The organism is Paracoccus pantotrophus (assembly GCF_008824185.1).
In the GTDB taxonomy this organism is placed as follows: domain Bacteria; phylum Pseudomonadota; class Alphaproteobacteria; order Rhodobacterales; family Rhodobacteraceae; genus Paracoccus; species Paracoccus pantotrophus.
Window position 1 is genome coordinate 1,063,390 of sequence record NZ_CP044426.1, and the last position, 24,822, is coordinate 1,088,211.

21 protein-coding genes and 4 pseudogenes are annotated in these 24,822 nt (G+C 64.4%); 13 read left to right on the forward strand and 12 right to left on the reverse strand.

What is annotated here, in order from left to right; genetic code table 11:
• The first annotated feature begins 62 nt into the window (after positions 1-62).
• The 4 genes and pseudogenes from ESD82_RS15715 to ESD82_RS15730 all read left to right on the forward strand — a co-directional run.
• Positions 63-728: an IS110 family RNA-guided transposase gene (locus tag ESD82_RS15715; RefSeq protein ID WP_147427943.1), complete on the forward strand. Its 666-nt coding sequence runs from the start codon at positions 63-65 to the stop codon at positions 726-728.
• Between the two features lie 47 nt (positions 729-775).
• Positions 776-1,533 (forward strand): IS5-like element ISPso2 family transposase gene (locus tag ESD82_RS15720; RefSeq protein ID WP_147427942.1). Its coding sequence is split into 2 segments (ribosomal slippage): positions 776-1,100 and positions 1,100-1,533, totalling 759 coding nucleotides; the frame shifts between segments, so codons are not numbered across the junction.
• Positions 1,534-1,771: 238 nt separating this feature from the next.
• On the forward strand, positions 1,772-1,903 hold the full coding sequence (locus tag ESD82_RS22635) for a transposase (protein WP_198019401.1): 132 nt from the start codon (positions 1,772-1,774) through the stop codon (positions 1,901-1,903).
• 121 nt (positions 1,904-2,024) lie between these two features.
• Positions 2,025-2,405: pseudogene (locus ESD82_RS15730) on the forward strand (transposase domain-containing protein); the annotation flags it as partial.
• A 147-nt stretch (positions 2,406-2,552) separates the two neighbouring features.
• On the opposite strand, the gene ESD82_RS15735 reads toward ESD82_RS15730, so the two are convergent.
• The 7 genes from ESD82_RS15735 to ESD82_RS15765 all read right to left on the reverse strand — a co-directional run bounded on the left by ESD82_RS15735 (position 2,553) and on the right by ESD82_RS15765 (position 10,992).
• Positions 2,553-2,813 (reverse strand): hypothetical protein, encoded by a 261-nt coding sequence (locus ESD82_RS15735; protein WP_036714651.1) that lies wholly within the window; start codon positions 2,811-2,813, stop codon positions 2,553-2,555.
• A gap of 155 nt (positions 2,814-2,968) precedes the next feature.
• Complete coding sequence (locus ESD82_RS15740; RefSeq protein ID WP_028714576.1) at positions 2,969-4,738, reverse strand: alpha/beta fold hydrolase; 1,770 nt, start codon at positions 4,736-4,738, stop codon at positions 2,969-2,971.
• A 341-nt stretch (positions 4,739-5,079) separates the two neighbouring features.
• Positions 5,080-6,702, reverse strand: a complete 1,623-nt coding sequence (locus tag ESD82_RS15745) for an ABC transporter ATP-binding protein (protein WP_147427941.1) — start codon at positions 6,700-6,702, stop codon at positions 5,080-5,082.
• The gene (locus ESD82_RS15750; RefSeq protein WP_028714574.1) at positions 6,695-7,609 is read right to left on the reverse strand and encodes an ABC transporter permease; all 915 of its coding nucleotides are present in this window, start codon (positions 7,607-7,609) and stop codon (positions 6,695-6,697) included. The genes ESD82_RS15745 and ESD82_RS15750 overlap by 8 nt, the downstream gene beginning before the upstream one ends.
• Before the next feature lie 3 nt (positions 7,610-7,612).
• The gene (locus tag ESD82_RS15755; protein WP_028714573.1) at positions 7,613-8,527 is read right to left on the reverse strand and encodes an ABC transporter permease; all 915 of its coding nucleotides are present in this window, start codon (positions 8,525-8,527) and stop codon (positions 7,613-7,615) included.
• Positions 8,528-8,579: 52 nt separating this feature from the next.
• Positions 8,580-10,082: an ABC transporter substrate-binding protein gene (locus ESD82_RS15760; RefSeq protein WP_147427940.1), complete on the reverse strand. Its 1,503-nt coding sequence runs from the start codon at positions 10,080-10,082 to the stop codon at positions 8,580-8,582.
• Between the two features lie 28 nt (positions 10,083-10,110).
• Positions 10,111-10,992, reverse strand: a complete 882-nt coding sequence (locus ESD82_RS15765; RefSeq protein WP_230376507.1) for a DMT family transporter — start codon at positions 10,990-10,992, stop codon at positions 10,111-10,113.
• Between the two features lie 245 nt (positions 10,993-11,237).
• On the opposite strand from ESD82_RS15765, the gene ESD82_RS15770 reads away from it, so the two are divergent.
• From ESD82_RS15770 to ESD82_RS15805, 8 genes and pseudogenes are all read left to right on the forward strand, one after another.
• On the forward strand, positions 11,238-12,425 hold the full coding sequence (locus ESD82_RS15770) for a sialidase family protein (RefSeq protein ID WP_028714570.1): 1,188 nt from the start codon (positions 11,238-11,240) through the stop codon (positions 12,423-12,425).
• Positions 12,422-13,372 (forward strand): 4-hydroxythreonine-4-phosphate dehydrogenase PdxA, encoded by a 951-nt coding sequence (pdxA, locus tag ESD82_RS15775; protein ID WP_028714569.1) that lies wholly within the window; start codon positions 12,422-12,424, stop codon positions 13,370-13,372. Before ESD82_RS15770 ends, pdxA begins: the two co-directional genes overlap by 4 nt.
• Positions 13,369-14,280 carry a dihydrodipicolinate synthase family protein gene (locus ESD82_RS15780; protein WP_028714568.1) on the forward strand — a complete coding sequence of 304 codons (912 nt, stop codon included), beginning with the start codon at positions 13,369-13,371 and terminating at the stop codon, positions 14,278-14,280. The genes pdxA and ESD82_RS15780 overlap by 4 nt, the downstream gene beginning before the upstream one ends.
• Entirely contained in the window at positions 14,277-15,386 is a 1,110-nt protein-coding gene (locus ESD82_RS15785) for an iron-containing alcohol dehydrogenase (RefSeq protein ID WP_176224566.1), read from the forward strand. The genes ESD82_RS15780 and ESD82_RS15785 overlap by 4 nt, the downstream gene beginning before the upstream one ends.
• 11 nt (positions 15,387-15,397) lie before the next feature.
• The gene (locus ESD82_RS15790; protein WP_028714566.1) at positions 15,398-16,414 is read left to right on the forward strand and encodes a four-carbon acid sugar kinase family protein; all 1,017 of its coding nucleotides are present in this window, start codon (positions 15,398-15,400) and stop codon (positions 16,412-16,414) included.
• Complete coding sequence (locus ESD82_RS15795) at positions 16,414-17,172, forward strand: FadR/GntR family transcriptional regulator (protein WP_010397930.1); 759 nt, start codon at positions 16,414-16,416, stop codon at positions 17,170-17,172. The genes ESD82_RS15790 and ESD82_RS15795 overlap by 1 nt, the downstream gene beginning before the upstream one ends.
• Positions 17,173-17,697: 525 nt before the next feature.
• A pseudogene (locus tag ESD82_RS15800) lies at positions 17,698-17,919 on the forward strand (IS256 family transposase); the annotation flags it as partial.
• Positions 17,920-18,110: 191 nt separating this feature from the next.
• Positions 18,111-18,530: pseudogene (locus ESD82_RS15805) on the forward strand (transposase); the annotation flags it as partial.
• Here the strand turns inward: ESD82_RS15805 and tnpC are convergent.
• Both tnpC and ESD82_RS15815 read right to left on the reverse strand, forming a co-directional pair.
• A pseudogene (gene tnpC, locus ESD82_RS15810) lies at positions 18,494-19,504 on the reverse strand (IS66 family transposase); the annotation flags it as partial. The pseudogenes ESD82_RS15805 and tnpC overlap by 37 nt on opposite strands.
• Before the next feature lie 139 nt (positions 19,505-19,643).
• Positions 19,644-21,035, reverse strand: coding sequence for an FAD-binding oxidoreductase (locus ESD82_RS15815; protein WP_147427939.1), 1,392 nt, complete (start codon positions 21,033-21,035; stop codon positions 19,644-19,646).
• Between the two features lie 56 nt (positions 21,036-21,091).
• Here ESD82_RS15815 and ESD82_RS15820 point away from each other — a divergent pair, with 56 nt between their 5' ends.
• A complete protein-coding gene (locus tag ESD82_RS15820; RefSeq protein WP_147427938.1) occupies positions 21,092-22,012 on the forward strand; it encodes a LysR family transcriptional regulator in 921 nt (306 codons plus the stop codon).
• A 5-nt stretch (positions 22,013-22,017) separates the two neighbouring features.
• Here ESD82_RS15820 and allE read toward each other — a convergent pair whose 3' ends face one another.
• From allE to ESD82_RS15835, 3 genes are read right to left on the reverse strand one after another with little or no spacing between them, the layout of a single operon-like run.
• The gene (allE, locus tag ESD82_RS15825) at positions 22,018-22,782 is read right to left on the reverse strand and encodes a (S)-ureidoglycine aminohydrolase (protein ID WP_322789443.1); all 765 of its coding nucleotides are present in this window, start codon (positions 22,780-22,782) and stop codon (positions 22,018-22,020) included.
• Positions 22,754-23,878, reverse strand: a complete 1,125-nt coding sequence (locus ESD82_RS15830) for a M20 family metallopeptidase (RefSeq protein ID WP_147427937.1) — start codon at positions 23,876-23,878, stop codon at positions 22,754-22,756. The genes allE and ESD82_RS15830 overlap by 29 nt, the downstream gene beginning before the upstream one ends.
• A 3-nt stretch (positions 23,879-23,881) precedes the next feature.
• The gene (locus ESD82_RS15835) at positions 23,882-24,820 is read right to left on the reverse strand and encodes a polysaccharide deacetylase family protein (protein ID WP_147427936.1); all 939 of its coding nucleotides are present in this window, start codon (positions 24,818-24,820) and stop codon (positions 23,882-23,884) included.
• Positions 24,821-24,822: the final 2 nt, after the last annotated feature.

Consider the following 24,822-nt stretch of genomic DNA (forward strand, 5'->3'; position numbering starts at 1 on the left):
CGTCGGCCGCGCAGCCGCGTGTATTGTGCTGAGAAAGAATGGAACTGGGAAGGAGCATCGAAATGCACATACGAACAATGGGCCTCGATCTTGCGAAGAGTGTCTTCCAGGCTCACGGCGTGGATGACGCCGGTAATACCGTTCTGGTGAAGAAGCTGCATCGCAAGCAGATGATACCCTTCTTCTCCAAACTCGCACCATGCCTGATCGGAGTGGAGGCATGTGGAACGGCGCACTATTGGGCACGGACGCTCATCGCCATGGGGCATGAGGTTCGGATAATGCCGCCTTCTTATGTCAAGGGATATGTGAAGCGGGGTAAGAGTGACGCCCTGGATGCCGAGGCTATCTGCGAGGCCGTGCAACGTCCGACGATGCGGTTCGTGCCGGTCAAGACCGTCGAACAGCAGGGCATTTTGATGGCGCATCGCACCAGAGCGCTGCTTGTGCGCCAGCGTACGATGGCAGCAAACGCATTGCGTGCTCACTTGGCCGAGTTCGGATTCGTCGCCAACCCGGGTGTCGCCAATCTGGTGAAACTGGCGGATCAAGCCTTCACCGATGAGGTTCTGCCTACCTACGCCCACCGGGCCCTCGAAATTCTGATCCGGCGAATGGCGGAGCTGACTGAAGAGATCGGAGAGCTCGATCAGGAATTGCGTACATGGCATGAAGGAAGTGGCGTCAGCCGAAGGCTCACCACCATCCCTGGGGTCAGGATGCATTGATTTCTGTTGCGCTGCGTGATTCACGCCTCCGAAAACGGAGCGGTGACATGAGCGATCTCTTCTGGCTGACCGACGCGCAGATGGCGCGCCTGGCTCCCTTCTTTCCCAGGTCGCACGGGAAGCCCCGGGTTGAAGACAGACGGGTGCTGAGCGGGATTATTTTCATCAATCGCAATGGCTTGCGTTGGCGCGATGCGCCCGCCGCGTATGGCCCACATAAGACGCTCTACAGCCGGTGGAAGCGTTGGAGCGAAAAGGGCATCTTCGCGCGGATGATGGCCGGGCTGGCGGCGGAACACGGCGAGAAAACGACCGTGATGATCGACGCAACATACCTCAAGGCCCATCGAACGGCGACCAGCATGGCCGCCAAAAAGGGGGGCGTGGTCGCCTGATCGGTCGAACCAAAGGCGGTATGAACACCAAGCTGCACGCCATCTGCGACAGTCAGGGGCGACCGATCGACCTGTTCGTCACCGCTGGACAGGTCAGCGATTATATCGGCGCTCGGGCCCTGCTGAGTGGTCTGCCAAACGTCAAATGGCTACTCGGGGATCGTGGCTATGACGCTGACTGGTTCAGAGAAGCGTTGCAGGACAAGGGGATACGTGCCTGCATCCCAGGCCGGAAGAAACGCAAGACGCCGATCAAATACGATAAGCGGAGATACAAGCGGCGTAACCGCATCGAGATCATGTTCGGCAGGCTCAAGGACTGGAGGCGCGTCGCGACCCGCTATGACCGATGCCCCAAGGTGTTCCTCTCAGCCATCGCCCTCGCGGCTCTCGTCATCTATTGGTTATGAATCCTGACCCTAGAAATGCGGCTTGGGACAGGACGGACGGTGTCGGTGAAGGAGATCAGAAGCAGCTTTCTGGGTATCCGTCCTTTGCGTCCCATTCAGATTTGCGGTTTCCGACCTGCGGCTGAGGGGCGATTTTTCTTCTGAAGTTTCAGAAGGGTGTCGGAATGGCGGAGATGGATTTGTTGGGCAGTTCGAGGTTGGGGAGGCTCGACGGAGCAACCGGCATTGGCCTGACGATGTGAAGGCGCGGATTGTCGCAAAGACTTTCAAACCTGGGGCGACGGTGGCGGCTGTAACACGGCGTCATGACGGGCAGCCCCACCACCATCTTTTGGAATGGCGAAGCCGTGCAGGCGGAAGCTCTGTTTGAGGGGCTGGTGGCGCGGCCGGTTGCGCGGCGCGTTGCGAGACCGACTGCGGCGGGGTGATCCGTCGGGTATATTTTGACTTGTTTTAATGGGCTTTCCGGTCCGGATCGGATAGGGAGGCATATGTCGCAGCCTATCGATCTCAGCTTGTTTCCCGATCTGCCTTCCGAGGTAAGGAGGGCATTTGCGGCGATGCAGTTCGAGCTATCGGTCGAACGGGCGGCCCGCCAGCACGAGCAGGCGGCGGTGGTCGAGAAGGACACCTTCATCATCGAATTGAAGGCCCTGATCGAACGGCTGGAAGGCCAGGTTCAGGATTACCGGCACACGAAGTTCGGGCCTAAATCGGAGAAGCTGGATCCGGCGCAGCTGTAACTAGCGCTGGAAGACCAGGAGACCGCCATCGCCGAGACGCAGGCGCAGGCGCAGACCACCGCGCTCGAAGCGAGGATCGCGACCAGGGAACCCGATCCCGAGAAGCGCCAGCCTCGGGGGGCTGCAGCCGCAGCTTACCCTTCTCTGCTAAGCGGGTCGAAACATGGCTCAGAATGATGCATTGCAAACCGCATTCCCTGCCGATGGGAAGAAGTGACGATATTCCAAAAACTAAGACGGAGAAAATGGCCCGAAAACCCGGTGCTGCCGGCTTGTTCAGGCAGCCTGATTCCTCAGGGAGTTTTCGATGTAACGAAGCGCCCCGAGGGCCATATCGGCGGTTACCCGCGCAGCGACAGCGTCACCTTGCCCAGAGGCGATCCTTGCCAGATGCCTGTGTAGCGTCTCGACGGAAAGCACGCCATCTTCCCTCAACCTAACAAGGGCGATCTGCCCGATGGTGAAGGCTGCCATGTCTGGATTGGCCACGTATTCCGGGGCCCGGCGGGGCGGCCGCATGATGGTTGCGTCGCTCATCAATCCCTCCTTGCATTGCAAAGCCGTCAGCCCAAAGATCGGTCTGGCGCTCAATATCCAAGCTGAACAATTTATTACGCACCAACCGTGCGCCCTGCGCGGTCGCTCTAGAGGATGGCGAACCGCGTTGTCATACGCCGAATGGTGTATGCAGCTCAGTTTCGGTGTGCCGCGGCGATGATGCGATCCAGAATGAGGTCATTGCGCTGATAAAAAACCAACTCGGCCGCATCGGTGACGGGCTCGACGGTGATCAGGGGATTGATCCTTTCCAACTGCCTGCACGCAGCCAGATCGATGCCGGGATCTTCGGTGGGCGCCAGATATCGCATGGGTATGAGCAACTCGCGCAGCGCGGTGTCCATGCGGTGGCGTGAAAGCTGCAACTCCCGAACAAAGGTCGCGTGGCCCTGTTTCAGCAGATGTTCACAGGCGTTCCGGATCAATGCCGTCCAATCGGGGTTGCGCACCGTTTGCTGGTTCAGCGGCGTATGGCGGAAGGCGCGTTCCAGATACCAGTCCAGGCCGTGCTGGCGCATCATCCGGTGTCCCGATTTGGCCATCAGTTCGGCGACCCATGGCGCACTGTCTGCGAGTTGCAGCATGATGCGTTGAATCTGCGGCAAGCGCTGGACTCCCGAAGGGTCGATCCCGGACGAGAAACCGACTGCCAGTATCCCGTGGAAGCGCGTGGGATTTGCCACCGCTTCGACGACCAGAGGCAAGGTGCCGCTGGCCAATCCGACGCCAAGGCAAGGGCGGCCGATGACCTGGTCGAGAAAGACCCGCAATGCGACAAGATTGTCGCTCATCACATCAAGCGAGGAGTCCATGGTGCTGTTCCCGTGACCGGGTCGCGACGGAACATAGAGGCAGATGCCCGCGTCGCGCAGCCGGGCCTCTCCATCGCCCGGCAGCAGATAGGTCATCGGCAATCCCCGCAGCATGACCACGGGGATGCCCCGCTTCGCGCCCATCCAGGTCCAGGCGATCTTGCGGCCATCGGGCATCTCGATCAGCTTTTCGCGGCCCAGGGGATCGTGCCAGACAGGGGCTTCGCCCCGAAGCCCGACATGTTCACGGCTGGCGATCATGGCCAGCAGGCGCATCAGGTCGATATTCGAGGGGGCGCCCATCTTGGCCATGATCGTCTTGATCTGGGTGCGCACCGTCAGCAGCGACACGCCTCGCTCTATCGCGATCGATTCGAGGTTGCGCAGACGAAAGAACAGATGCGCGACCTCGGATTCGGCCTGCGTCAGGCCGAAGGCCTGTTGCAAGCGCTCGGCGATCCGCGGCCCCCAGGCGATTTCCAGGGAACGGATGGCGATATGGGCGCCGCTCTGGCCCGGCACGCGGATCAGGTAGCCCTCGGCCAGGAAGGATTCGCCATAGCCCTCGGTGGCCGGCAGGATCGTCAGGATTGCTTGCGCCGCGTTGCCCTGACCGGTGGCGGCACGCAACAGGGCACGATAGTCCTCCAGAGAATTCGGCGCGATGACTGCAGCGTCCATGAACGCGCCCTGGCGCTTGCCGAACGCGCGTTCGCCCGCAATGTTGATGACCGCGACATTGCCGTTTGGAGACAGCACAGTCGCCGGTCCCGGCACTTCGGAAACCGCCAGTTTCAGCGGGTCGTTCTCGGTCGGGACGTCCAGCTTTTCCAAGGTGTTGCGGAAGGTCAGCAACTGGCTGAACAGCCCCTTGGAGACTTTGGGATGCTCGGCATCTCCGCCGGACGATGCGAGCTTGGCTTCCCAACTCGCCACCATCTCATCGAAAGCATGCTCATCGATGATCGAGCGATAGGTGCTGGCGATGATGTTCAGATCGATATCGTCGTCCGAACTCTGGCCTTCGCTCAACTGAGGCGACAGAAAGAAATGCTGATCGGCCAGTAGCGTCCTGGATTTGGAATCGGGCATGAGCAGGCCTTTTTCAGGCGGACCCTTCCCACATTGCATTTTGCCCGGCTGCTTTCAACCGGGACGGACGTGGTATCGGAATGACGCCAAGGGCGGCGCTTCAGCGATCCCGCCTATCTTTGACCCTCACCACAAACTTGGCACGGTTCATCCCCTGACAACGGGGCTTATCGTAGTTTAGCGTATTCTGGCGTAGGTTCCGCTCCAGGGCATGCAACCAACGATACTTGCGATTGGTCGAACAGCAGGTGCCAAAACTTGCCGCGTAGCATATCCGCACTGGGCATCGGGACGATGCCGATCAGGTCAAACGGCCCGAGTAAGCCGTTCCGCGCGACCTTTCAGCCTGCCGCCATCGCCAGGCGCGCGGCCCGGCGTTCGGCCTGCACATCCGGGTCGGGGTCCAGTCCCGCCGCCAGCAGCGCCTGCGTATAGGGTTGGCGCGGGTTGTCGAAGATCTGGCGCACGGTGCCTGCCTCGACCACCCTGCCCTTCTGCATCACCATGACGTGATCGGCGAAGTCGCGCACCACCGGCAGGTCATGGGCAATGAAGATGAAGGCGATGCCCAGGGACTTGCGCAGCCCGTCCAGCAGCTCGATCACCTGCGCCTGGACCGACACGTCCAGCGCCGAGACCGCCTCGTCGCAGATGATCAGTTCCGGCTCCAGCGCCAACGCGCGGGCGATGGCGATGCGCTGGCGCTGCCCGCCCGAGAACTGGTGCGGATAGCGCCCGGCCATCTCGGGCTTCAGCCCGACCTGATGCAGCAATTCGGCCACGCGGGCCTTCCATTTCGACCGGGGCAGGATGCCGGGATGGATGACCCAGCCCTCGGTGATCAGCTGCCAGACGGTCATGCGCGGGTTGAGGCTTTGCGTCGGGTCCTGGAACACCATCTGCAAGTCGCGGCGCAGCGCGAACAGCTGGCGTTCCGGCATGGAAAACAGGTCCTGGCCCTTCCACAGGGCCTGGCCGCCAGTTGGCTCCTCCAGCCGCAGCAGCATCTTGGCCACGGTCGATTTGCCCGAGCCGCTTTCGCCGACGATGGCCAGGGTCTCGCCCGCCATCAGGTCGAAGGAGACATCCTCGACGGCGGCGAAATCGCCATAGACCTTGCGCGCATTGCGCACCGACAGCACCGGCTCGGCGGGCGGCAGCGGGTCGTGCATCGCGCCCTTGCCAGGCGCCGCACCGATCAGCTTGCGGGTATAGGGATGGGCGGGGTTGCGATAGACCTGCCGCGTGTCGCCGGTCTCGACCACCTCGCCCGCATTCATCACCACGACGCGGTCGGCGATCTCGGCCACGACGCCAAGGTCGTGGGTGATGATCAGCACGCCCATGCCGGTTTCCTGCTGCAATTCCTCCAACAGGGCCAGGACCTCGGCCTGAACGGTCACGTCCAGCGCGGTGGTGGGCTCGTCCGCGATCAGCAGGTCGGGCTTCAGCGCCAAGGCCATCGCGATCATCAGCCGCTGGCGCTGCCCGCCCGAGAACTGATGCGGATATTTCCCCATCGAGCCCTCGGGGTCCGGGATGCCGACGCGGCCCAACAGCTGCAAGGCCTCGGCCCGCGCCTTCGACCGGGCCATGCCGTGGGTGGTCATCGTCTCGACGATCTGCCAGCCGACGGTATAGACCGGGTTCAGATGGCTCAGCGGGTCCTGGAAGATCATCGCGATCTTGTGGCCGTTGACCTTGCGGCGTTCCGAGGCGCTCAGCTTCAGCAGGTCGCGGCCCTCGAAGATGATCTGGCCGCTGGTGATCCTGCCCGGCGGCATGTCGATCAGGTCCATGATCGCCGAGGACGACACGGACTTGCCCGAGCCGCTTTCGCCCAGGATCGCCAGCGTCTCGCCCCGGTCCAGATCGAAGCTGACATTCCTGACCGCGCGGACGGTGCCGGCCGCCGTGTGAAACTCGACCGACAGGTCTTTCACCTGCAACATCGGCTCAGCCATTCCTGCGCCCCCTCATTTCAAGCCGCCAGCGTTGGGTCGGGTCCAGCGCGATGCGCATCCAGCCCGACAGCAGGTTCAACGACAGCGTGGTCAGGATGATCGCAAGGCCCGGCCAGAAGGACAGCCACCACGCGGTCGTCAGATATTGCCGCCCCTGGCTGATCATCAGCCCCCAGGTGATTTCCGGCGGCTGGATGCCGATGCCGAGGAAGGACAGAGAGCTTTCCGCCAGCATAACGAAGGCGAAATCCAGCGTGGCGATGGTCATCAGCGTCGGCAGCACCACCGGCAGGATATGGCGGAAGACGATCCGCCGGGACGAGGCGCCCATCACCTTGGCGGCCTGCACGAACATCCGCTCGCGCACCTCCAGCACCTCGGCGCGGGTGGTGCGCAGATAGACCGGGATGCGGGTGATCGCCAGCACGATCACCAGGTTCAGGATCGACGGCCCCAGGATATACAGCACCACCACCGCCAGCAGCAGCGACGGAAACGACATGATCACATCGGCCAGCCGCATGATCACCTGCCCGGTGCGCGGCCCGGCATAGCCCGCGACCAGCCCCAGCACCGTCCCGATCAGGGCCGAGAAGAACACCGCGCCCCCGGCCACCATCATCGTGTTCTGGGTCGCGACGATGATCCGCGCCAGCAGCGGGCGGCCAAGCGCATCCGCGCCCAGGATCCACAGCCAGCCGCGTTCCCACTCGAAGGGCGGCGCGTTGCGCCCGCGCAGGTTCTGCTTTTGCGCCACCTCGCCCAGCCACGAGGGGCCGATCAGCGCGAGGACCAGCACCAGCGTCAGGAACAGCACCGCCGCCAGCGCGAACTTGTCGGCCCAGAGCATGCGGGCGAAACGGACCAGCGGCTTCGGCTCGTCGGGAATGATGTCGATGCTGGTCATGGCTCAATACCGGATGCGCGGATCGAGCAGCGCATAAGCCAGGTCGATCAGCAGGTTCATGATGAAGATGGCGATGGCGGTGACCATGATCGCCGCCAGCACGACGTTGAAATCGCGTTGCAGGATGGAATCGATCATCAGCTTGCCGACGCCGGGAAAGCCGAAGATCGTCTCGATCACCACCGCGCCGTTCAGCAGCGCCGCCGCCTGATCGCCGATCACGGTGATGACCGGCAGCATGGCGTTGCGCAGCGCGTGGACGAAGATGATCGGGCGCGTCCTCACGCCCTTGGCCCGCGCGGTCTTCACATAGGCCGAGGACAGCGCGTTGATCATCGAGCCGCGCACCACCTGCACGATCAGCCCGAAGGGGCGGATGAACAGCACCCCGATGGGCAGAATCCAGTGCCAGAGGCTGCCCGTCCCCGAGGTCGGCAGCCAGCCCAGCCCCACGGAAAAGACCACGATGGCGACGATGGCCACCCAGAAATCCGGCGCCGAGGCCCCGATCAGCGAGGTCAGCGAGGCGATGCGGTCGAAGAACCCGCCCACCCGGAACGCCGCCAGAGAGCCGACGACGATGGCCGCCCCCGTCACCAGCGTCATGGTGATGACGGCCAGTTGCAGCGTCCACAGGAAGGCCTCGCTGACCACCTCGAAGGCCGGGCGCGCGCGGCGCACGGAATCGCCGAAATCCAGATGCAGCAGGTCCCAGACATAGCGACCGAACTGCACCAGCAGCGGATCGTTCAGCCCGTGTATCTCGCGGAACTGCCGGCGCATCTCCTCGGAGGCTTCCGAGGGCAGGTAGAGCGCCGCCGGATCGCCCGTCAGCCGCGACAGGAAGAAAACGGCGACGACCAGCAGGATCAGCGAGATCAGGCTGGCGAAGGCGCGTTTGCGTATGAAACTCATCATGGCCGAAGGCTCCGGTCGTTTGGGCGGGGATGGCCCCCGCCCGGCTGTCAGGTCACTTGAAGGCGATATCCGCCAGCGGAAGCTGCGAATTCGTCGCCATCGTCGGCTTCCAGTCCAGGCGCTCGTTCACGCGGCTGAAGCCGACCATGTGGAACAGCAGCAGGTCGGCCACCACCTCGTCGTGCAGATAGGCGTGAAGCTCCTTCCACAGCGCCTCGCGCTCGTCCCCGGTCGCGGCCTGCGCGCGGTTGATCAGATCGTCGACCTTGGGATCGCTGATCCCCGACTGCCGCCCGTCCGAGGCATATTTGAAATACATCGAGAAGGACGGATCGCCGCGCGAGTTGTCATGCATGGCGACGACCACCATCGGCCCGCGGCCTTCCGGGTAAGGCTTGGAGTAAAGCTTCTCGAACTCGGCCACTTCGTAGAATTGCAGCTCGACGGTGAAGCCCGCCTCTTGCAGCATCTGCTGGACCGCCTCCAGGATTTCCACGTTGTTGGGGAAATTCGCGGTGCGGCCGATCAGAGTGATCGGCGTATCGACGGCGACGCCGTCGGCCTTGGCTTCCTCCAGCAGGCGCGCGGCCTCCTCGGGGTCGTAGGGCCAGACCTCGACGCTCTCGTTCCAGCCAAGCGTGGGGGGCGGATAGACGGCGCTGGCCAGCAGCGCGCCCTCGGGGACCAGCGTGCCGATGAAGGCCTCGCGGTCGATGGCCAGGTTCAGCGCCTTGCGCACCCGCAGGTCGTCGAAGGGCGCGACCGAGTGATCCAGCCGGCCATAGACCGTCTCGCTGTCCAGATAGGAAAAATCGGTCGCCGGATTGGTCGCGTCCAGCGCCGCGATCGAGGGCGAAATGTCGGCCTCGCCCGTCGCCACCATCGCCGCGCGAACCGCAGGATCGGCCCGGAACAGATAGGTCGCCCCGGTCACCGCGGGCATCTCGCCCCAGTAATCGTCGCGCTGGCTCAGCACGATGCGCTGGCCCGGCGTCCATTCGGTCAGGGTATAGGGGCCGGTGCCGATGGGCTCGCGCACGAATTCGATCGGCGTTTCCTCGGGCACGATCGAGATCAGGGTCAGCAGCAGGGGCAGGATCGGCTGCTGGGGATCGGCCTTGAAGTCGATGGTATGGTCGTCCACCACCTCGGCCTCGATGGTCATGCCGCCGAAATAGCGCGGCACCTCGCAGGTGATCGAGGGGTCCATCGCCCGGTCGAAGGAATGCTTCACGTCACGCGCGTCGAAACCCGTCCCATCGGAAAAGGTCACGCCCTGCCGCAGGTGGAAGCGCCAGGAACCGTCCTCCAGCTGTTCCCAGCTTTCGGCCAGCTTCGGCTGCAACCCACCGCCCTCGCGCAGGTCCAGGAAGGCCAGCGTCTCGTTGATGTTCTGAAGCGTCACCCGCCCGATATTCGAGCGCGTGGACATGCAGGGCTCCAGCAGGTCCACCTCCTCGTTCAGCACGATGCGGACGGTGCTGTCCTGCGCGAAAGCCGGGGTCAGCATCGTCGCGACGGCAAGCGTCCCCCATATCAAGGATCTTTTGATCATTCGTTCCTCCCGTGGATATCGGATCAATTCATTCGACGGCTCTTGCGCGGCGCGAGGCGCGGGACGCGATCAGGGCCGCAAGGCAGATCAGCACGCCGCCGATCCAGACCGAGGGCTTCGCCACTTCCGAAAACAGCAGATAGCCCAGCACGGCGACCAGCGGCAGCCGCAGGAAATCGACCGGCGCGACGATGGACGCATCGGCCAGGCTGAAGGCATGGGTCATCAGCGCCATGCAGCCTGCGCCCAGAACGCCTTGCAATGCCAGCAGGCCCAGCTGTCCGGCGCTCGGCATGGTCAGGAATGGCAGCGCCAGCAGGAAGGCCAGCGGGACGGTCAGCAGCAGGTTCCAGATCACCAGCGTCGCCGTCCGGTCGCCCGAGGACATGCTTTTCAGCATCAGCTGGATCACCGCCTGCACCACGGCCCCGATCAGCGCGAAGCCGATCGCCGGCGTCAGGCCGGCACCGGCCGGTCCGGCCACCAGGAACGCCCCGCAAAAGCCGGTGGCGACGGCCAGGATCTTCAACCCGCCCAGCCTTTCGCCCAGCATCAGCGATGCGCCAAGCACCACGAAGATCGGCGAGGTGAAGGCGATGGCCGTCACATCCGTCAGCGGTCCCTGCGCGAAGGCGGCAAAGAATGCGACCAGTGCGACCAGCTTCAGCGCCGCACGGATCAGATGCTGGCGCAGCGGATAGGCCGATTCCAGCACCGAGGGCCGCATCACCGCCATCGGCAGAACCGCCAGCGCGCCGAACAGGGCGCGGGTGAAGGCAATCATCATCGGATGAACGCCGCCGTCCAGCTGCCGCACGATGGCGGCATCGACGGCAGAAAGCGCGGCACCCATCGCCGCCAGCCCGACCGCCAGCATCGCTGTCCCGCCTCGTGCAACCGTCCAGGCCATGCCCCCTCCGAAAACCCGCGCCGACACCCCTCCAGCACGGTTGCCGAACCATCGGACAGGCCATCAATTTTGTCAATAAAAAATCCCCAGAAGATCACGGCCTCATGATGCTCGCATTTATATAACTGTTTTTACTTAATTAATTTACACAACGCGCAACGCATTCATTCAGTTTTTAATCTTTCAACTTGACAACTGCTTTCGTTATGCGCTGTCTTCCCGTCAATTCGACGCAGGAGGAGCATATGCGACCAGAGGATATCGCGCAGCGCATGGACGGGCGCCTGACCAGCGCCGCGGAGGGGATGCAGCAGGCATTCCTGCCCTCGCCCATGGTGCAGAATCATGCCGCATTCCTGTCGCTGGCCGATGACGGCGCGCTGATCTGTGCCTGGTTCGGCGGCACGCTGGAGGGCAAGTCGGACATCTCGATCCATGCCTCGGTGCTGCTGCCCGGCGCGGATGCGTGGGGACCCGCGCAAAGGCTCAGCCACGATCCCGATCACTCGGAACAGAACCCGGTGATCTTCGCTGCACCCGATGGCGGGCTGTGGCTGTTCCACACCTCGCAACCCTCGGGCAATCAGGACCAGTGCCGCATCCGCATGGCGGCGCTCAACCGCGACGGGGTGGCGATCACCGCCGAGGAGGGGCGCTTCCTCGACCTGCCGCGCGGCTGTTTCGTGCGCGCCCCGGTCCGGCTGCGCGACGACGGCGCCTGGCTGCTGCCGATCTTCCGCTGCGTTCAGCGCCCCGGCCGGAAATGGAACGGCAGCCACGACACCGCCGCGATGGGCGTCTCGATGGATGGCGGGCAAAGCTGGCGGCTGGAGGACGTGCCGGACTCTGTCGGCTCGGTCCATATGAGCCCGGTCGATCTGGGCGAAGGGCGCATGGCCGCCTTCTATCGCCGCCGCCAGTCCGATTTCGTCCACCGCTCGGACAGCGCGGATGGCGGGCACAGCTGGGCCGCGCCGGTGGCGACGGACGTGCCGAACAACAATTCCTCGATCGCCGCCATCACCCTGCGCGACGGGCGGATCGCGATGATCTGCAACCCGGTCAATGCCGCGATGTCGCCCGACCGCCGCGCCTCGCTGTATGACGAGCTGGGCGAGGAGGACGACCGCCCGGACGCCGATCCCGCAGGCGGCTGCACCCCGATCTGGGGCGTACCGCGCGCGCCGGTGACGATCTGCATCTCCAGCGACGGCGGGCGAACCTTCCCGCGGCGTTACCTGGTCGAGGACGGGCCGGGCACCTGCACCTCGAACGATTCCACCGACGGGCGCAACAAGGAAATGTCCTATCCCTGGCTGCTGGAGGGCCCGGACGGCACCCTGCACCTCGCCTATACCTACCACCGCCGCGCCATCAAATACCTGCAACTGCAACCTGGCTGGGAAAGCCGCCTTTCGGAGGCTCTGACATGAGCGACATCATCGGCATCACCATGGGCGACCCCGCCGGCGTCGGCCCCGAGATCAGCGTCAGGGCGCTGGCCGACATGTCGCCCGAGGACCGGGCGCGGACGCTGATCTATGGCAACCGCGCCACTCTGGAGGCCGCGAAGGCGGTCGCAGGCATCGAGCTGGACCTGGCCGAGCGGGTGGTGAACATCGACTATGACGGCGCCCCCCTGCCCTGGGGGCAACTGTCCCCGGTCGCGGGCGACGCGGCCTTCCGCTTCATCGAACGCGCCGTCCAGGACGCGCAGGCCGGCCGGATCGGCTGCATCGTCACCGCGCCCATCAACAAGGAGGCGCTGAACGCCGCCGGCCATCACTATGACGGCCATACCGGCATGTTGCGCAGCCTGACAGGGGCCGAGGCCGCCTATATGCTGCTGGCGTCCGAGCGGCTGAAGGTCATCCATGTCTCGACCCATGTTTCGCTGAAGGACGCCATCGCCCGCGCCACGACCGAGCGGGTGCTGGCCACGATCCGCGCGGGCAACGCCCATCTGAAGCGCATCGGCGTCAGTGCGCCACGCATCGCGGTCGCCGGGATCAACCCCCATTGCGGCGAGAACGGGCTGTTCGGGACCGAGGACGCCGACCAGATCGCCCCCGCCATCGCCGCCGCCCGCGCCGAGGGGATCGACGCCTACGGCCCGATCTCGGCCGATACCGTGTTCCACCGCGCCTATTCCGGCGCATTCGACCTGGTGGTCGCGCAGTATCACGACCAGGGCCATATCCCGATCAAGCTGGTGGCTTTCGACACGGCGGTGAACGTCTCGGTCGAGTTGCCCATCGACCGCACCTCGGTCGATCACGGCACCGCCTTCGACATCGCGGGCCAGGGCGTCGCCGATCACGGCAACATGAATTCCGCCATCGCCTATGCCCGCAAACTGGTTTCCGGAGGATCGAGATGAGCTTCGCCATCGAGGGCGTCTATTGCGCCGCCGCCACGCCCCTGAAAGCCGACGGCACCCCCGACCTGCCCCTGTTCGGCGCCCATGCCAAGGCACTGATCGAGGAAGGCTGCCACGGCATCGCCATGCTGGGCTCGACCGGCGAGGCGAACAGCTTCTCCGTGCGCGAGCGCATGGACCTGCTGGAAGCCGCGATCGCCGGCGGCACCCGGCCCGACCAGATGCTGCCCGGCACCTCGTCCTGCGCGGTGACGGATGCGGTCGAGCTGACCCGCCACGCGGTGCAGGCGGGCGTCAAGGGCGTGGTGCTGCTGCCGCCCTTCTATTACACTGCCTTCAGCGATGAAAGCCTGTTCCGCTTCTATGCCTCGATCATCGAAAAGGTCGCGGATGATCGGCTGAAGGTGATCCTCTACCACATCCCGATGCTGACCGGCGTACCGATCAGCCATGAATTGATCGCGATGCTGGTCGAGGCCTTCCCCGATACCGTCATCGGCATCAAGGACAGCGACGGCAAGATCGAGAACATGCACGCGATGGCCGCCCGCTTCCCCGGTTTCGCCGTGCTGGCCGGGGCCGATCCGCTGCTGCTGCCGGTCCTGCAAGGCGGCGGCGCGGGCTGCATCACCGCCAGTTCCAACCTCGTCGCGCGGGAATTGCGGGTGGTTTACGACCATTGGAACGACCCGGCGAAGGCCGCCGAGGTGAAGGCCGCGCAGGACGTGATCGTCGCGTGGCGCAACCTGACCAACAGCTACACCCAGCTTCCCACCGTCAAGACCATGCTGGCCCGGCGCCGCGGCGACATGGGCTGGATGAACGTGCACCCACCCTTCTCGCCCCTCTCCGAGGGCGAGGCCGCGAAGGTCTGGGCCGTCATGGACGAATTGGAGAGCAAGGCATGAGCATGAGCCGCATCATCACCCTGCATCAGCCGAAACGGCTGGAAATCGGTGCGGGCGCCTCGGCCCGCACCGGCGCATGGGCGCATGACGCGCGGAATGTCCTGGTCATCGCCAGCCCGCATACCGCCGGTTTCGCGGACAGGCTGGGGCTTGCGGGCCAGGTCTCGGTCTTCGACGCCATTCCGGGCGAGCCCGACATCGCGACCTTCGACGCCGCCATCGCCGCCGCGCGCGAGGCCCGGCCCGACCTGGTGATCGGGCTTGGCGGCGGCTCGGTCATGGACGTGGCCAAGTTGGTCGCGGCGATGTGGGACGGCGAGCAGTCGCTGGCCGATGTCGCCGGCCCGAACCGGGTCTCGGGGCGCCGCTCCGGCCTTGTGCAGGTCGCGACCACGGCGGGCACCGGGTCCGAGGCGGGCATCCGCGCGCTGATCACCGATCCCGGCAAGGGCAACAAGATCGCGGTGGAAAGCCCGCATCTGATCGCCGACCTGGCGGTGCTGGACCCCGAGCTGACCTTCTCGGTCCCGCCTGCGGTGACGGCCGCGACTGGGATCGACGCGATGGCCCATTGCGTCGAGGCCTTCACCAACCGCAACGCCCATCCGGTGATCGACGGCTTCGCCCGCATGGGGATCGGCCTCGTCGGCCGCTACCTTGCACGCGCCGTCCGCGACGGTTCCGACACCGAGGCGCGCGAGGGGATGATGCTGGCATCCTTCTACGGCGGCATCTGCCTTGGCCCGGTCAACACCGCGGCGGGACATGCGCTGTCCTATCCGCTTGGCACGCTGCTGCACCTGCCGCACGGGCTGGCCAATGCGATCATCTTCCCGCATGTGCTGGCCTTCAACGAACCCGTGGCCCAGGCCAAGACCGCCGAGATCGTGGCCGCCCTGGGACTTGGCGAAGGCGATCTTCTGACCCGCGCCCATGCCTTCTGCGCGGATCTGGGGGTCGAGATGCGGCTGTCCGCGCATGGCGCGACCGAGGACCAGCTGCCCCGCTTCGCCAGTGACGCCCATGCCATCCGCCGCCTGATGGACAACAACCCCCGCGACATGACGCCCAAGGAGGTTCTGGCCATCTATCGCGCCGCTTTCTAGGGCGCGCGCCGATGAAGCTGTGCATCATCGCCGACGACCTGACCGGCGCGCTGGACAGCGCCGCGCCCTTCGCCGGGCGCGGGCTGGCAGTCCAGGTCGCGCTGTCGCCCGAGGCGGTGGCCTCGGTCGCGGCAAGCGGCGCGCAGGTGATGGCGGTCAGCACCCGCTCGCGCGATGGCACCAAGGACGCGGCGCGCAAGGCGATGGCGCAGGTCGTGGCGGCGCTGCCCGCAGGCGTGCCAGTCCTGAAGAAGATCGATTCGCGGCTGAAGGGGCATGTCGCCGCCGAACTCGCGGTGCTGGACCCGGCGCGGATGCTGGTCGCCCCCGCCATTCCCGATTTCGGGCGGATCACGCAGGCCGGCCATGTCGGGGGCTACGGCGTCGCCCGGCCCCTTTCCATCGCCGAAGCCCTTGGCCCGCTGGCCGGCCGCGCCGTCATCCCCGACGTGACCAGCGCCACTGAGTTGGCCGCCGCGCTGGACAGGACGCAACCGGGCGACCTGCTGGTCGGCGCGCGCGGGCTGGCCGAGGCGCTGGCGATCCGCATGACCGGGCAGCCCGCAGCCACGCCGGTCCTGCCGCGCGCCGCGCGCAGCCTGCTGGTCATCGGCTCTCGCGATCCGATCACGGTGGAACAGGCACGACAGGTGCAGGCCTCGGGACTGGCGGCGGTCCTGCCCGCCCCCGCGGGCGAAGCGGTACCAGACGCCACCGCGCCGCATCTGCTGGTGCAGGCAGTGGCGGGGCAGGCCACGCGAACCGGATCGCAGGTCGCCGAAGCCCTGGCCCGCAGCGTCCATCCCCGGCTTACCGCCGGTCGGCAGGCGCTGCTCTTGTCCGGCGGCGCGACTGCCGAGGCGGTGCTGGCGCATATGGGCATCACCTCGCTGCGGCTTGCGGGCGAATGCCTGCCTGGGTTAGCTGTGGCATATGGGGGCGAAATCAGCATCATCGCCAAATCCGGGGGCTTCGGCGCGGCCGATACCCTCGCCACCTTGCTGGAGATGTTTCGGGGGCAGAACTGATGGCGGAGCCGGAAAAGCGGGCGCGGAAATCCCTCAGCGAGATCGTCTTCGAACGGATGGAACGGGCGATCAAGTCGGGCTCTTATCGCCCCGACGAAAGACTGCCGACCGAACATGACCTGGCCGCCGAATTCGAGGTCTCGCGCCCCGTGATCCGCGATGCGCTGAAAAAGCTGCGCGAGCGCGGCCTGATCTATTCGCGCCAGGGCGCGGGCAGTTTCGTGCGCACCATCGGGTTGAAGCAGCCGCTCGGCTTCGGGCCGCTGGAAAACGTCTCGGACCTGCTCAGCTGCTATGAGTTCCGCCTGACGCTGGAACCCGCCGCCGCCGCCTGCGCGGCCGAGCGGCGCGACGACGCCGCGCTGGAACGGATCGCCGCCGCGCTGGAGCTGATGCGCGACGCCACCAACCGCCAGAGCCACCGCGAGGATGCCGATTTCCAGTTCCACCTGGCCATCGCGATCGCGTCCGAGAACAGCTATTTCTCGATCGCGATGGAGGCGCTGAAGGACCATATCGCCGTCGGAATGCGCTTCCACGGCGCCTCGGTCAAGCGCGAGGCCAGCGGGCTGGCGCGGGTCTTCGACGAGCATGCGGGGATCTTCGAGGCGATCCGGCTGCAGGACGGTGCCCGCGCGCGCGACCTGATGCGCGATCACCTGACCCATTCGCGCGACCGGCTGTTCACAAGGCGCAAGCCCGCCCTCGTCTCCGACGCCGGCAACGGCCCGCCGCTGGCCACCCAAGGCCAGCCCTGACAGCGGGCATGCCGTGTTTCCGCTGTTCGCAAAATTCCTCGACCTGCTTTTCCTCGCCCAGACCCCGCAGCAAGAGCGCAGCGCCAGTTAAAGCAAATCGGGCAGACAGAGCCCCGGACGCTCCTCAGCTAGTCGGGGTCCCGGCGTACGACCCATAGTGCCCGATCCAGCTCGCCTCGTAATTTGTCAACGGCGGCGCAAAAGTCGGCCATGGCGGCGGAGCAAAACCAGGCCAGTTGGTGAGGGTGTGCGCCATGGCACGCGCGCTTTCCACATACCCAAGCGTTCCGGGGCGGCTTCCTGGTTGCGCGCAGAGCCGGCGAAAGAGGGCCCGTCAAAGCCAACAGCCCGGAAGTAGGCAGCCTTCGAGATCGAGCGAGTGTATCGGTCACCCACTGGATCAGCACGAACCCGGTCGACGCCGAACTTGCGAGCCTGGCTGACTGCCCACGAAGAATGCCCGCAACAGCGTTTGCCAACCCAGTCCAGGATCGATTTCCCGCAGCACCACAGCGGAATCGTCACCGGACGTCAAACCCGATCGAGAGCACCTTCGCCACCGTCCGGCACCGCACCCGGCGAACCAAGGGCTGCCTGAGCCGAAAGACCGGGCTCGCCATGGCCTTCCGGCTGATGATGTCGGCGCAGAAGAAATGGCGAAAGCTAGACGGTCGGAACCGCCTGCCCGAGGTCATTAGCGGGGTTGAGTTCCGCGACGGCGTCCGCCACATTCAAGCTGCCGCCTGATCAAGCGTCACCAACTTTCGCCCATATCTCGGGGTCAGGCCACCGAGGGTCTTCAGCCTGCGTGCGAAATTGTAGGCTGAGCTGCTGCCGGTTTCGTGGACAGCGGGTTTAACACGTTGCTGAAAAACGCCGGGGTCGACGCTGGACGCAGAACATGATTCACGGTTCCTGCAAGACGAGAGGGAAAGTGGATGCGGGGATCGGACGAGGCGAGCGGTTCGCTTTTCAGCTATGTTGATCTTGAGCAGCGTATCCCTGCCCGGCATCCGTTGCGCAAGATCCAACAGGTGGTGAATGACGCGCTCGTCAGCCTCGATGGTGAGTTCGATCGGATTTATGCCATGGGCGGTCGCCCCTCGATCGCACCTGAACGTCTGATCCGGGCCAGTCTGCTGCAAATCCTGTTCTCGATCCGCTCCGAGCGGCAACTGATGGAACAGATGCAGTATAACCTGTTGTTTCGCTGGTTCGTCGGCCTCGGGATCGATGATCCAGTCTGGGTCCCGACGGTCTTCACCAAGAACCGCGACCGGCTGCTGACGATCGAGATGTCGCGCAAGGTAATGGCGGCAATCCTCGCGCATCGCGACGTGGCACCGCTTTTGTCGGACACCTGGAGGATGCCGCCGTAGCGGCCGAGATGTCGGCGCACGCATTCTCCGGATCGGCTGTCCTCGAAGCGATAGGCCACCATGGGTGGCCCGCTGCCGCCGAAGGTGCTGTCGTCGCGGGCATAGGCCCAGAGCCAGGCCTTTTTCACCGCGCCGGTGCCGGGCGCGAGGGTCGGCAGGCTGGTTTCATCGGCGAAGACGCGCGGGCCCTTCAGGATTTCGCCCAGCACATGCGCAGCGAGGATCTCCAGCTCGAAGCCGACCCGGCCCATCCATTGCGCCATCAGACGCCGGTCGATCTCCACCCGGTCGCGGGCATAGATCCCTTCCTGCCGGAACAGCGGCAGGCCATCGGCATATTTGGAGACCGCGATCTGGGCCAGCAATGCCTCGGTCGGCAGGCCGCTTTCGATGATGTGGGCCGGGGCGAGCGCCTGGACGACGCCATCCGCGTCCTTGAACGCATATTTCGGGCGGCGGGTCACGATGACACGGAACCTGGCCGGAATGACATCCAGCCGCTCCGAGATGTCTTCGCCGATCAGCACTTTCTTTCGGCCCGCGTGTTCCGGCAGGTTCTCGGGTTCGATCACCACCTCGACCCGCTCGAGATGGGGCGCAAAGCCCTTGCGCGGCCGCGGAGCCTGCTTCTCGCCCGAGGTCCGGCCTTGACCTGTCTACGACTTCAGCGCCGAGATGCCGGTCTCGATCTCCTCGAAGACGAAGGCCTGCTGCGCCTCTTCGTCAGCACCAGCCCCAGCAGTGCCAAGCTTCTCGGAGCGTCGCCCGAACCGGGCCCGGTCATAGGCCTTCAGGATCTGCATCAGCCGCTTGATCCGCGCGTCGGCATCGAGGCTGCGGGCCTTCAGGGCCGCATTCTCGTCCTCCAGCACGGCCGTCTTCTCCGCCATGGCGCGGACCATGGCCTTGAGCAGGTCCATGTTATCGGGCAGGGAAAGATCGTCGGTGCGCATGCCGCTGAGGATAGCAACGACTAATTCAGCGGCCTGCTAAACCGCGACAGGTCCAGCCCCCTCGAAAATACCGAAGAAGCGCAACTGTGTTGGGTCTTCTGCGGCACATAAGTGCCGTACACAGCAGCTATCCAACCCATCATTTAAAAATCAACGCGCCCGGGTTCATGATCAGCTTTGGATCCAAACTTTCTTTAAATCTCTGCATCAGAGCAATCTCCACAGGAGTCCGGCAGTAGGTCAGCCAAGGCGCTTTGACACGCCCGATACCATGCTCTGCAGTGATGGTTCCAGAATAACCCCGAAGCAGGTCATAGACCATCGTCTCGATCCTGGCCTTCGCTTCATCCCTGTCGGCACAAGCGACCAGAAGATGGACGTTGCCGTCCCCGATGTGGCCGACCTTCAGCGTACTTGCCGGGAAAGGCAGGTCCTTCAAACTTTGATCAACCGCATCGCAGAACCCACCAAGCTGGGACGGCGCAATCCCGATGTCGAAATTTACATGCGGGCCGAAACTCGCATCAACCTCACCAACCACTTCACGGATCTGCCACAGCGCCTGTGCCTCAGCCAGAGATTGCGCAAGTACGCCGTCCTGCACCAGCCCGGCCTCATGCGCGGCTTCGAAAAAGCCTTCCATCTGCACTGTGTCCTGAGGCTGGTCGCACGCGGCCTCGATTAGCAGATAAAAGCCGTGCCGCTCGTGAAACGGCGAGCGGGCAAGACCATGCTGGCAAACATGGTCCCAATAATCCGGCCACATTCCCTCGAACGCGGCGAGAGCGTCTTTGAAATGGCTGCGTGCCAGCGCCAGACATTTCAGTGCAGCTTCATGGTTGCGTAGCCCCAGCAGCGCGGTGGAATACCCCGGCGTCATCGGGCGCAGTTGTAAAACCGCGCGCGTGATGATCCCGAATATGCCTTCAGATCCGATGAAAAGCTGTTTCAGATCAAGTCCGGAATTATCCTTGATGGTCTTGCCCAGCCTGCACATGATCGAGCCATCGGGCAGCACAGCCTCCAGCCCCAGGACATTCTGCCGGGTCATCCCATGGCGGAGAACCCTGACCCCGCCAGCATTTGTCGCGATGGTTCCGCCAATGGTCGCGCTGCCGCGCGCGCCGATATCGACCGGGTAATCAAGACCCTGTTCACGGGCGGCCTCTTGCACGACCTGAAGCGGGGTTCCTGCGTGGACGGTCATGGTCATTGCGCCGAGATCGATCTCTTCGATCCCAGTCATGCGTTCACAGTTGAGCACCACGGATCCCGGCAGCGCACAACCGCCTCCTGACAGGCCCGTTCGTCCTCCCTGCGGAATGATCGGAAGGCCGTGCGCAGCGCAGATCTTGACGGCGACAGATGTCTCAGCAGTATCGGCGGGCCTCAGCACGACCCCCGGGGTTCCAAGAACCAGCCCAGATTGGTCTGCGGCGTAACCCGCGCAGGCATCCGGGCCGGTCAGGATGCCGCGGGTGCCAAGGGCCGCTTCCAATTCTGTCAGCACGATGCCCATGTCGTCTTGCATCACCTTTCCCTTCAACTATGCTGTCGAACTTGCAGTGTTTTCTGTGCAGGTTCCCCGTGATCTCCAGTGCGATCCTCGCTCGGCTTCAAGGCCTGCGCCATTTCGTCGAGGTGGCGCGGCAGGAATCCTTTCGTGGCGCGGCCGACAAGCTGAATGTCGCACCCTCTGCCGTCAGCAAGCAGATCAAGAACCTCGAGGAGAATCTGGGGGTCGAACTGTTCAGCCGGGCACGGGGCCGCGCCGGTCTTGAACTGACCGAGGCTGGGCGCGTGCTGTTGTTCCGTTGCGCCTCGGTCATCAATGAACTGAACATCGCCCGCGAGGAGCTGGACCAGTTGCAGGGTCTGCAACTGGGCCATCTGCGGCTGGGCGTCAACGAAGTGGTCGCCACCGACCTGTTGCCGGGGATGCTGCGCAATTTCAACCGCAACCATCCGAACCTTCAGTTCACCATCATGGTCGAAAACACGCCGGTGCTGCTTTCCTGGATGCGGGATGGCGATATAGATATCGGGCTGGGCTATAATGTTCCGCCCTCGCCGGATATTGAAACCCTGTCCACGCTGTATCGCCGGGTATATCTGGTCACCGCGCCGGATCATCGCCTTGCAACGCGGCGCAAGGTTCGCCTTGGCGAGATCGCGGGAGAAAAATTCATCTTCCCCGACCCGACGCTCGCGCTGCACCAGATGTTGCACGATGCCCTCGAACGGGGCTCGATCAGCGTTCGAAACGTCATGACGACGAATTCCTTCACCCTGCTGCGACAGATGGTGCAGAACGGCATGGGGGTCAGCGTGGTCATCGGGCGTTTCCTTCAAAACAAGGGCGAAAACATTGCTTTCATCGAAATCGACGACCCTGCCTTCGTGCAAAAACCGCTGACCTGCTGCCGTCTGGCAGGGCGCGCGCCGACGGCATCGTCGGTCGCTTTCGCCGCCGCCGTCAGGACATTGTTCGCGCAATATGGCGGCTGAGCCGCTCATCGCCGGGCAAGCGGAGAACGGTTGTAGTTCTTGTAGATCAGATAGCGCGCAGGTGTGCGGCCAAGGGCGCCGAACCATTGCGGCACATGGGGCCCCATCCAGATCGCGTCACCTGCCTCGACGGGATACCAGCGATCATCCAGCCGATAAACACCGCCGCCGTCCAAAAACAACAGCCCATGTTCCATGAAATGCGTTTCCACATAGGCCAGCGAGGCGCCGGGATGGAAGGTCATGACGTTGAATTCGGCGTCAAAGGCCGGATCCGTGGGCAGCAGTTTCTGCACGATCAGCCAGTCATTACCGCGCAGCGGCTGCCCCGTCACCGCGTCCACAGATCCGTGCAGGGCCGCAGGAACCGGGCCCGAGGCAAGAAAGCACCATTCGAACAGCACCAGCCGCGATCCCTGCGTGATGCGCAATGCGGCCGTATCCTCGGGCGGCAGAAAGGCGAAATCTCCTGTATTCAGGGTCGTAGAGGCATCCAGTTGAAATTCACCCTCGAGGCACAGAAGGAATCGCGCAACGCCCGGCAGCGCCGGTGGCGCCATGCAATCGGCCGGAAAGCGCAGCAGAAACATCGCGAATTTCGCCCCCATGTCGGGCGAGATCAGGCAGGAAAATTCTGCACCTTCCCATCCCGGCTGGATGATCCATTCGTGGCTTTCGGGGGTCAGCAGCGCATGCCGGCTGCGAATGTCAGAGCGCGTGGCGCCAAAGTTCGGGGTCATGTCAATGTCCTTCCGGCGCCCTGCCGGCATAGGTCAGGATCAGGTCACGCAGAAGCGCCGCCCGCCGTTCCAGCGGCGACACGAGGATATGTTCATTGGGCGAGTGCCAGTGATTTCCGATCACGCCCAGCCCGTCCAGCGTTGGCACGCCGATCGCACTGGTGAAATTGCCGTCGCTGCCACCGCCCGACCGGGTTTCGATCAGGGGGAGGCCGAGGGTCTTGTTGATCGCCTGTGCAGTTCGGAACATCTCGATGTTCTGCGCGGTGCGCTGGAGGCAGGGCTTTTCGATCTCGCCGCCGGGATAGAGCCGGATGTCGGGATCGTCGGCCGTCAGGCCAAGGATCGCGTCCTCGACCTGCTGACCCAGCAGATCATCGGTAAAGCGCAGATCGATATCGCAGCGCGCCTGTCCGGCCACGACATTGGGCTCGGTGCCGCCGACCACACGACCGACATTGACCGTCGTGCCGGCCTCCAGATCGGTCATCGCATCCAGTTTGCAGATCACCCGGGCCAGTTCGGATATGGCCGAGCGTCCGTCGCGAAAGGCCGAGCCGGCATGCGCCTCGCGCCCCTCGATGCGGACCGAGAACTTGGCCCGGCCCTTGCGGAAGGTGATCGCCTCGTCACCCCGCGCCGGCTCGGGGATCAGCGCCGCACCATGCTGGCGGGCCAGATCCTGAATCATCCGATGCGATGTCGGAGAGCCGATTTCCTCGTCGCTGTTATAGATCATCGTGACCGGCCCCGGCAGAGACCTGCCCGAGGCGCGGATATCGCGCATCGCGCATAGGGCCAGAAAGCCGCCGCCCTTCATGTCGGCGATACCCGGTCCGAACTGGCGGTCGCCATCGCGGCGCAGCGCGACCGTTCCCGGCTGGCAGACCGTGTCTATATGGCTGGTGACAAGAACGCCCGGACCCGGGCCGCCCTCGAACCGTGCAACAAGGTGGTCGCCCATCCCGTCCCGCCCCGGCACCCGTTGCAGGCTGGCCCCCAGCGGGGCCAGTTGCGACGCGATCAGGTCAACCAGCCGCGCGATCCCGTCAACATGGCCGGTCAGCGTGTCGATGCGGACCCAATCCATCAGCCCCTCAAGAATATCTTCGCTTTTCGATGTCATGGCTCAACTCAGGCTGTCGGCATAGTCGCGCCAGATCGAGGGCGCCAGCTTCAGCGTCGTTTCCGCCGGATAGTGAAGATGCCAGTAATCCGCGATCTCGGCCCCGGTTGCAGCCCAGATACCGGGCAGAGCCATCGTCTCGCGCAGGAATGTCGCCAGATTGTCGAACCGATGCCCCCATCCCGACCGTGCCGGAGAGACGCAGATGTTGAAATAACGACCCCGGCGATACTGGGCGCGCAGTTCGGCCCGCCAGCCTCGCAACAGCGCCTGCGGCCGTTCAAGCCCGGTCCCCTCGCGCGGGAACATCAGGAAGAAGGTGTCGTCGAAGTGATAGTAGTATGGCAAGGCCAGCAGCGCCTGATGCCGGTCGAAGTCGCTGACCCACCAATAGGGCGCATCGTCCGCCAGCCCGTTGCCGATATAGCGATAGCCGCGTTCACGCAGCAGCCCGGCGGTGTGATCGGTCGCGCAGCCGGTTGCCGCCCGGTCGTCGGGGCGCGACAATGCGAACCATCCCCTGGGTGCGGCGCCGATGATCCGCGACAGGATCTCGGTCGCACGCTCCATATGGGCGGCCTCGGTCTCGGGGGACAGTTGCAGGCTGTCCTCGCCGAACAGGCCCTGTGCGGCGATCTCGTGACCTTCGGCAAGAATGGTTTCGATCTGGCGGGGATAGGCCACGGCGATGATAGCCGGCACGGCAAAGGTGGCGCGGACCCCCAAGTCGTTGAATAGCTTCAGAAATGCGTCCAGCCCATGACTCATGCCGAAATGCCAGGTCGGATAGGCAAGGTCTTTCCCGGTCACCCCCTTGCCGGTGCCGGCGGGGTTCAGGTTCACGGTCAGCCCCAACGCCATCTGCCGCGCTTCGGGCCAGAGGATCTGTCCGTCACGCAGGCCGATCTCGTCACTGGTGGTATAATTGCTTTTCCACGGCATGA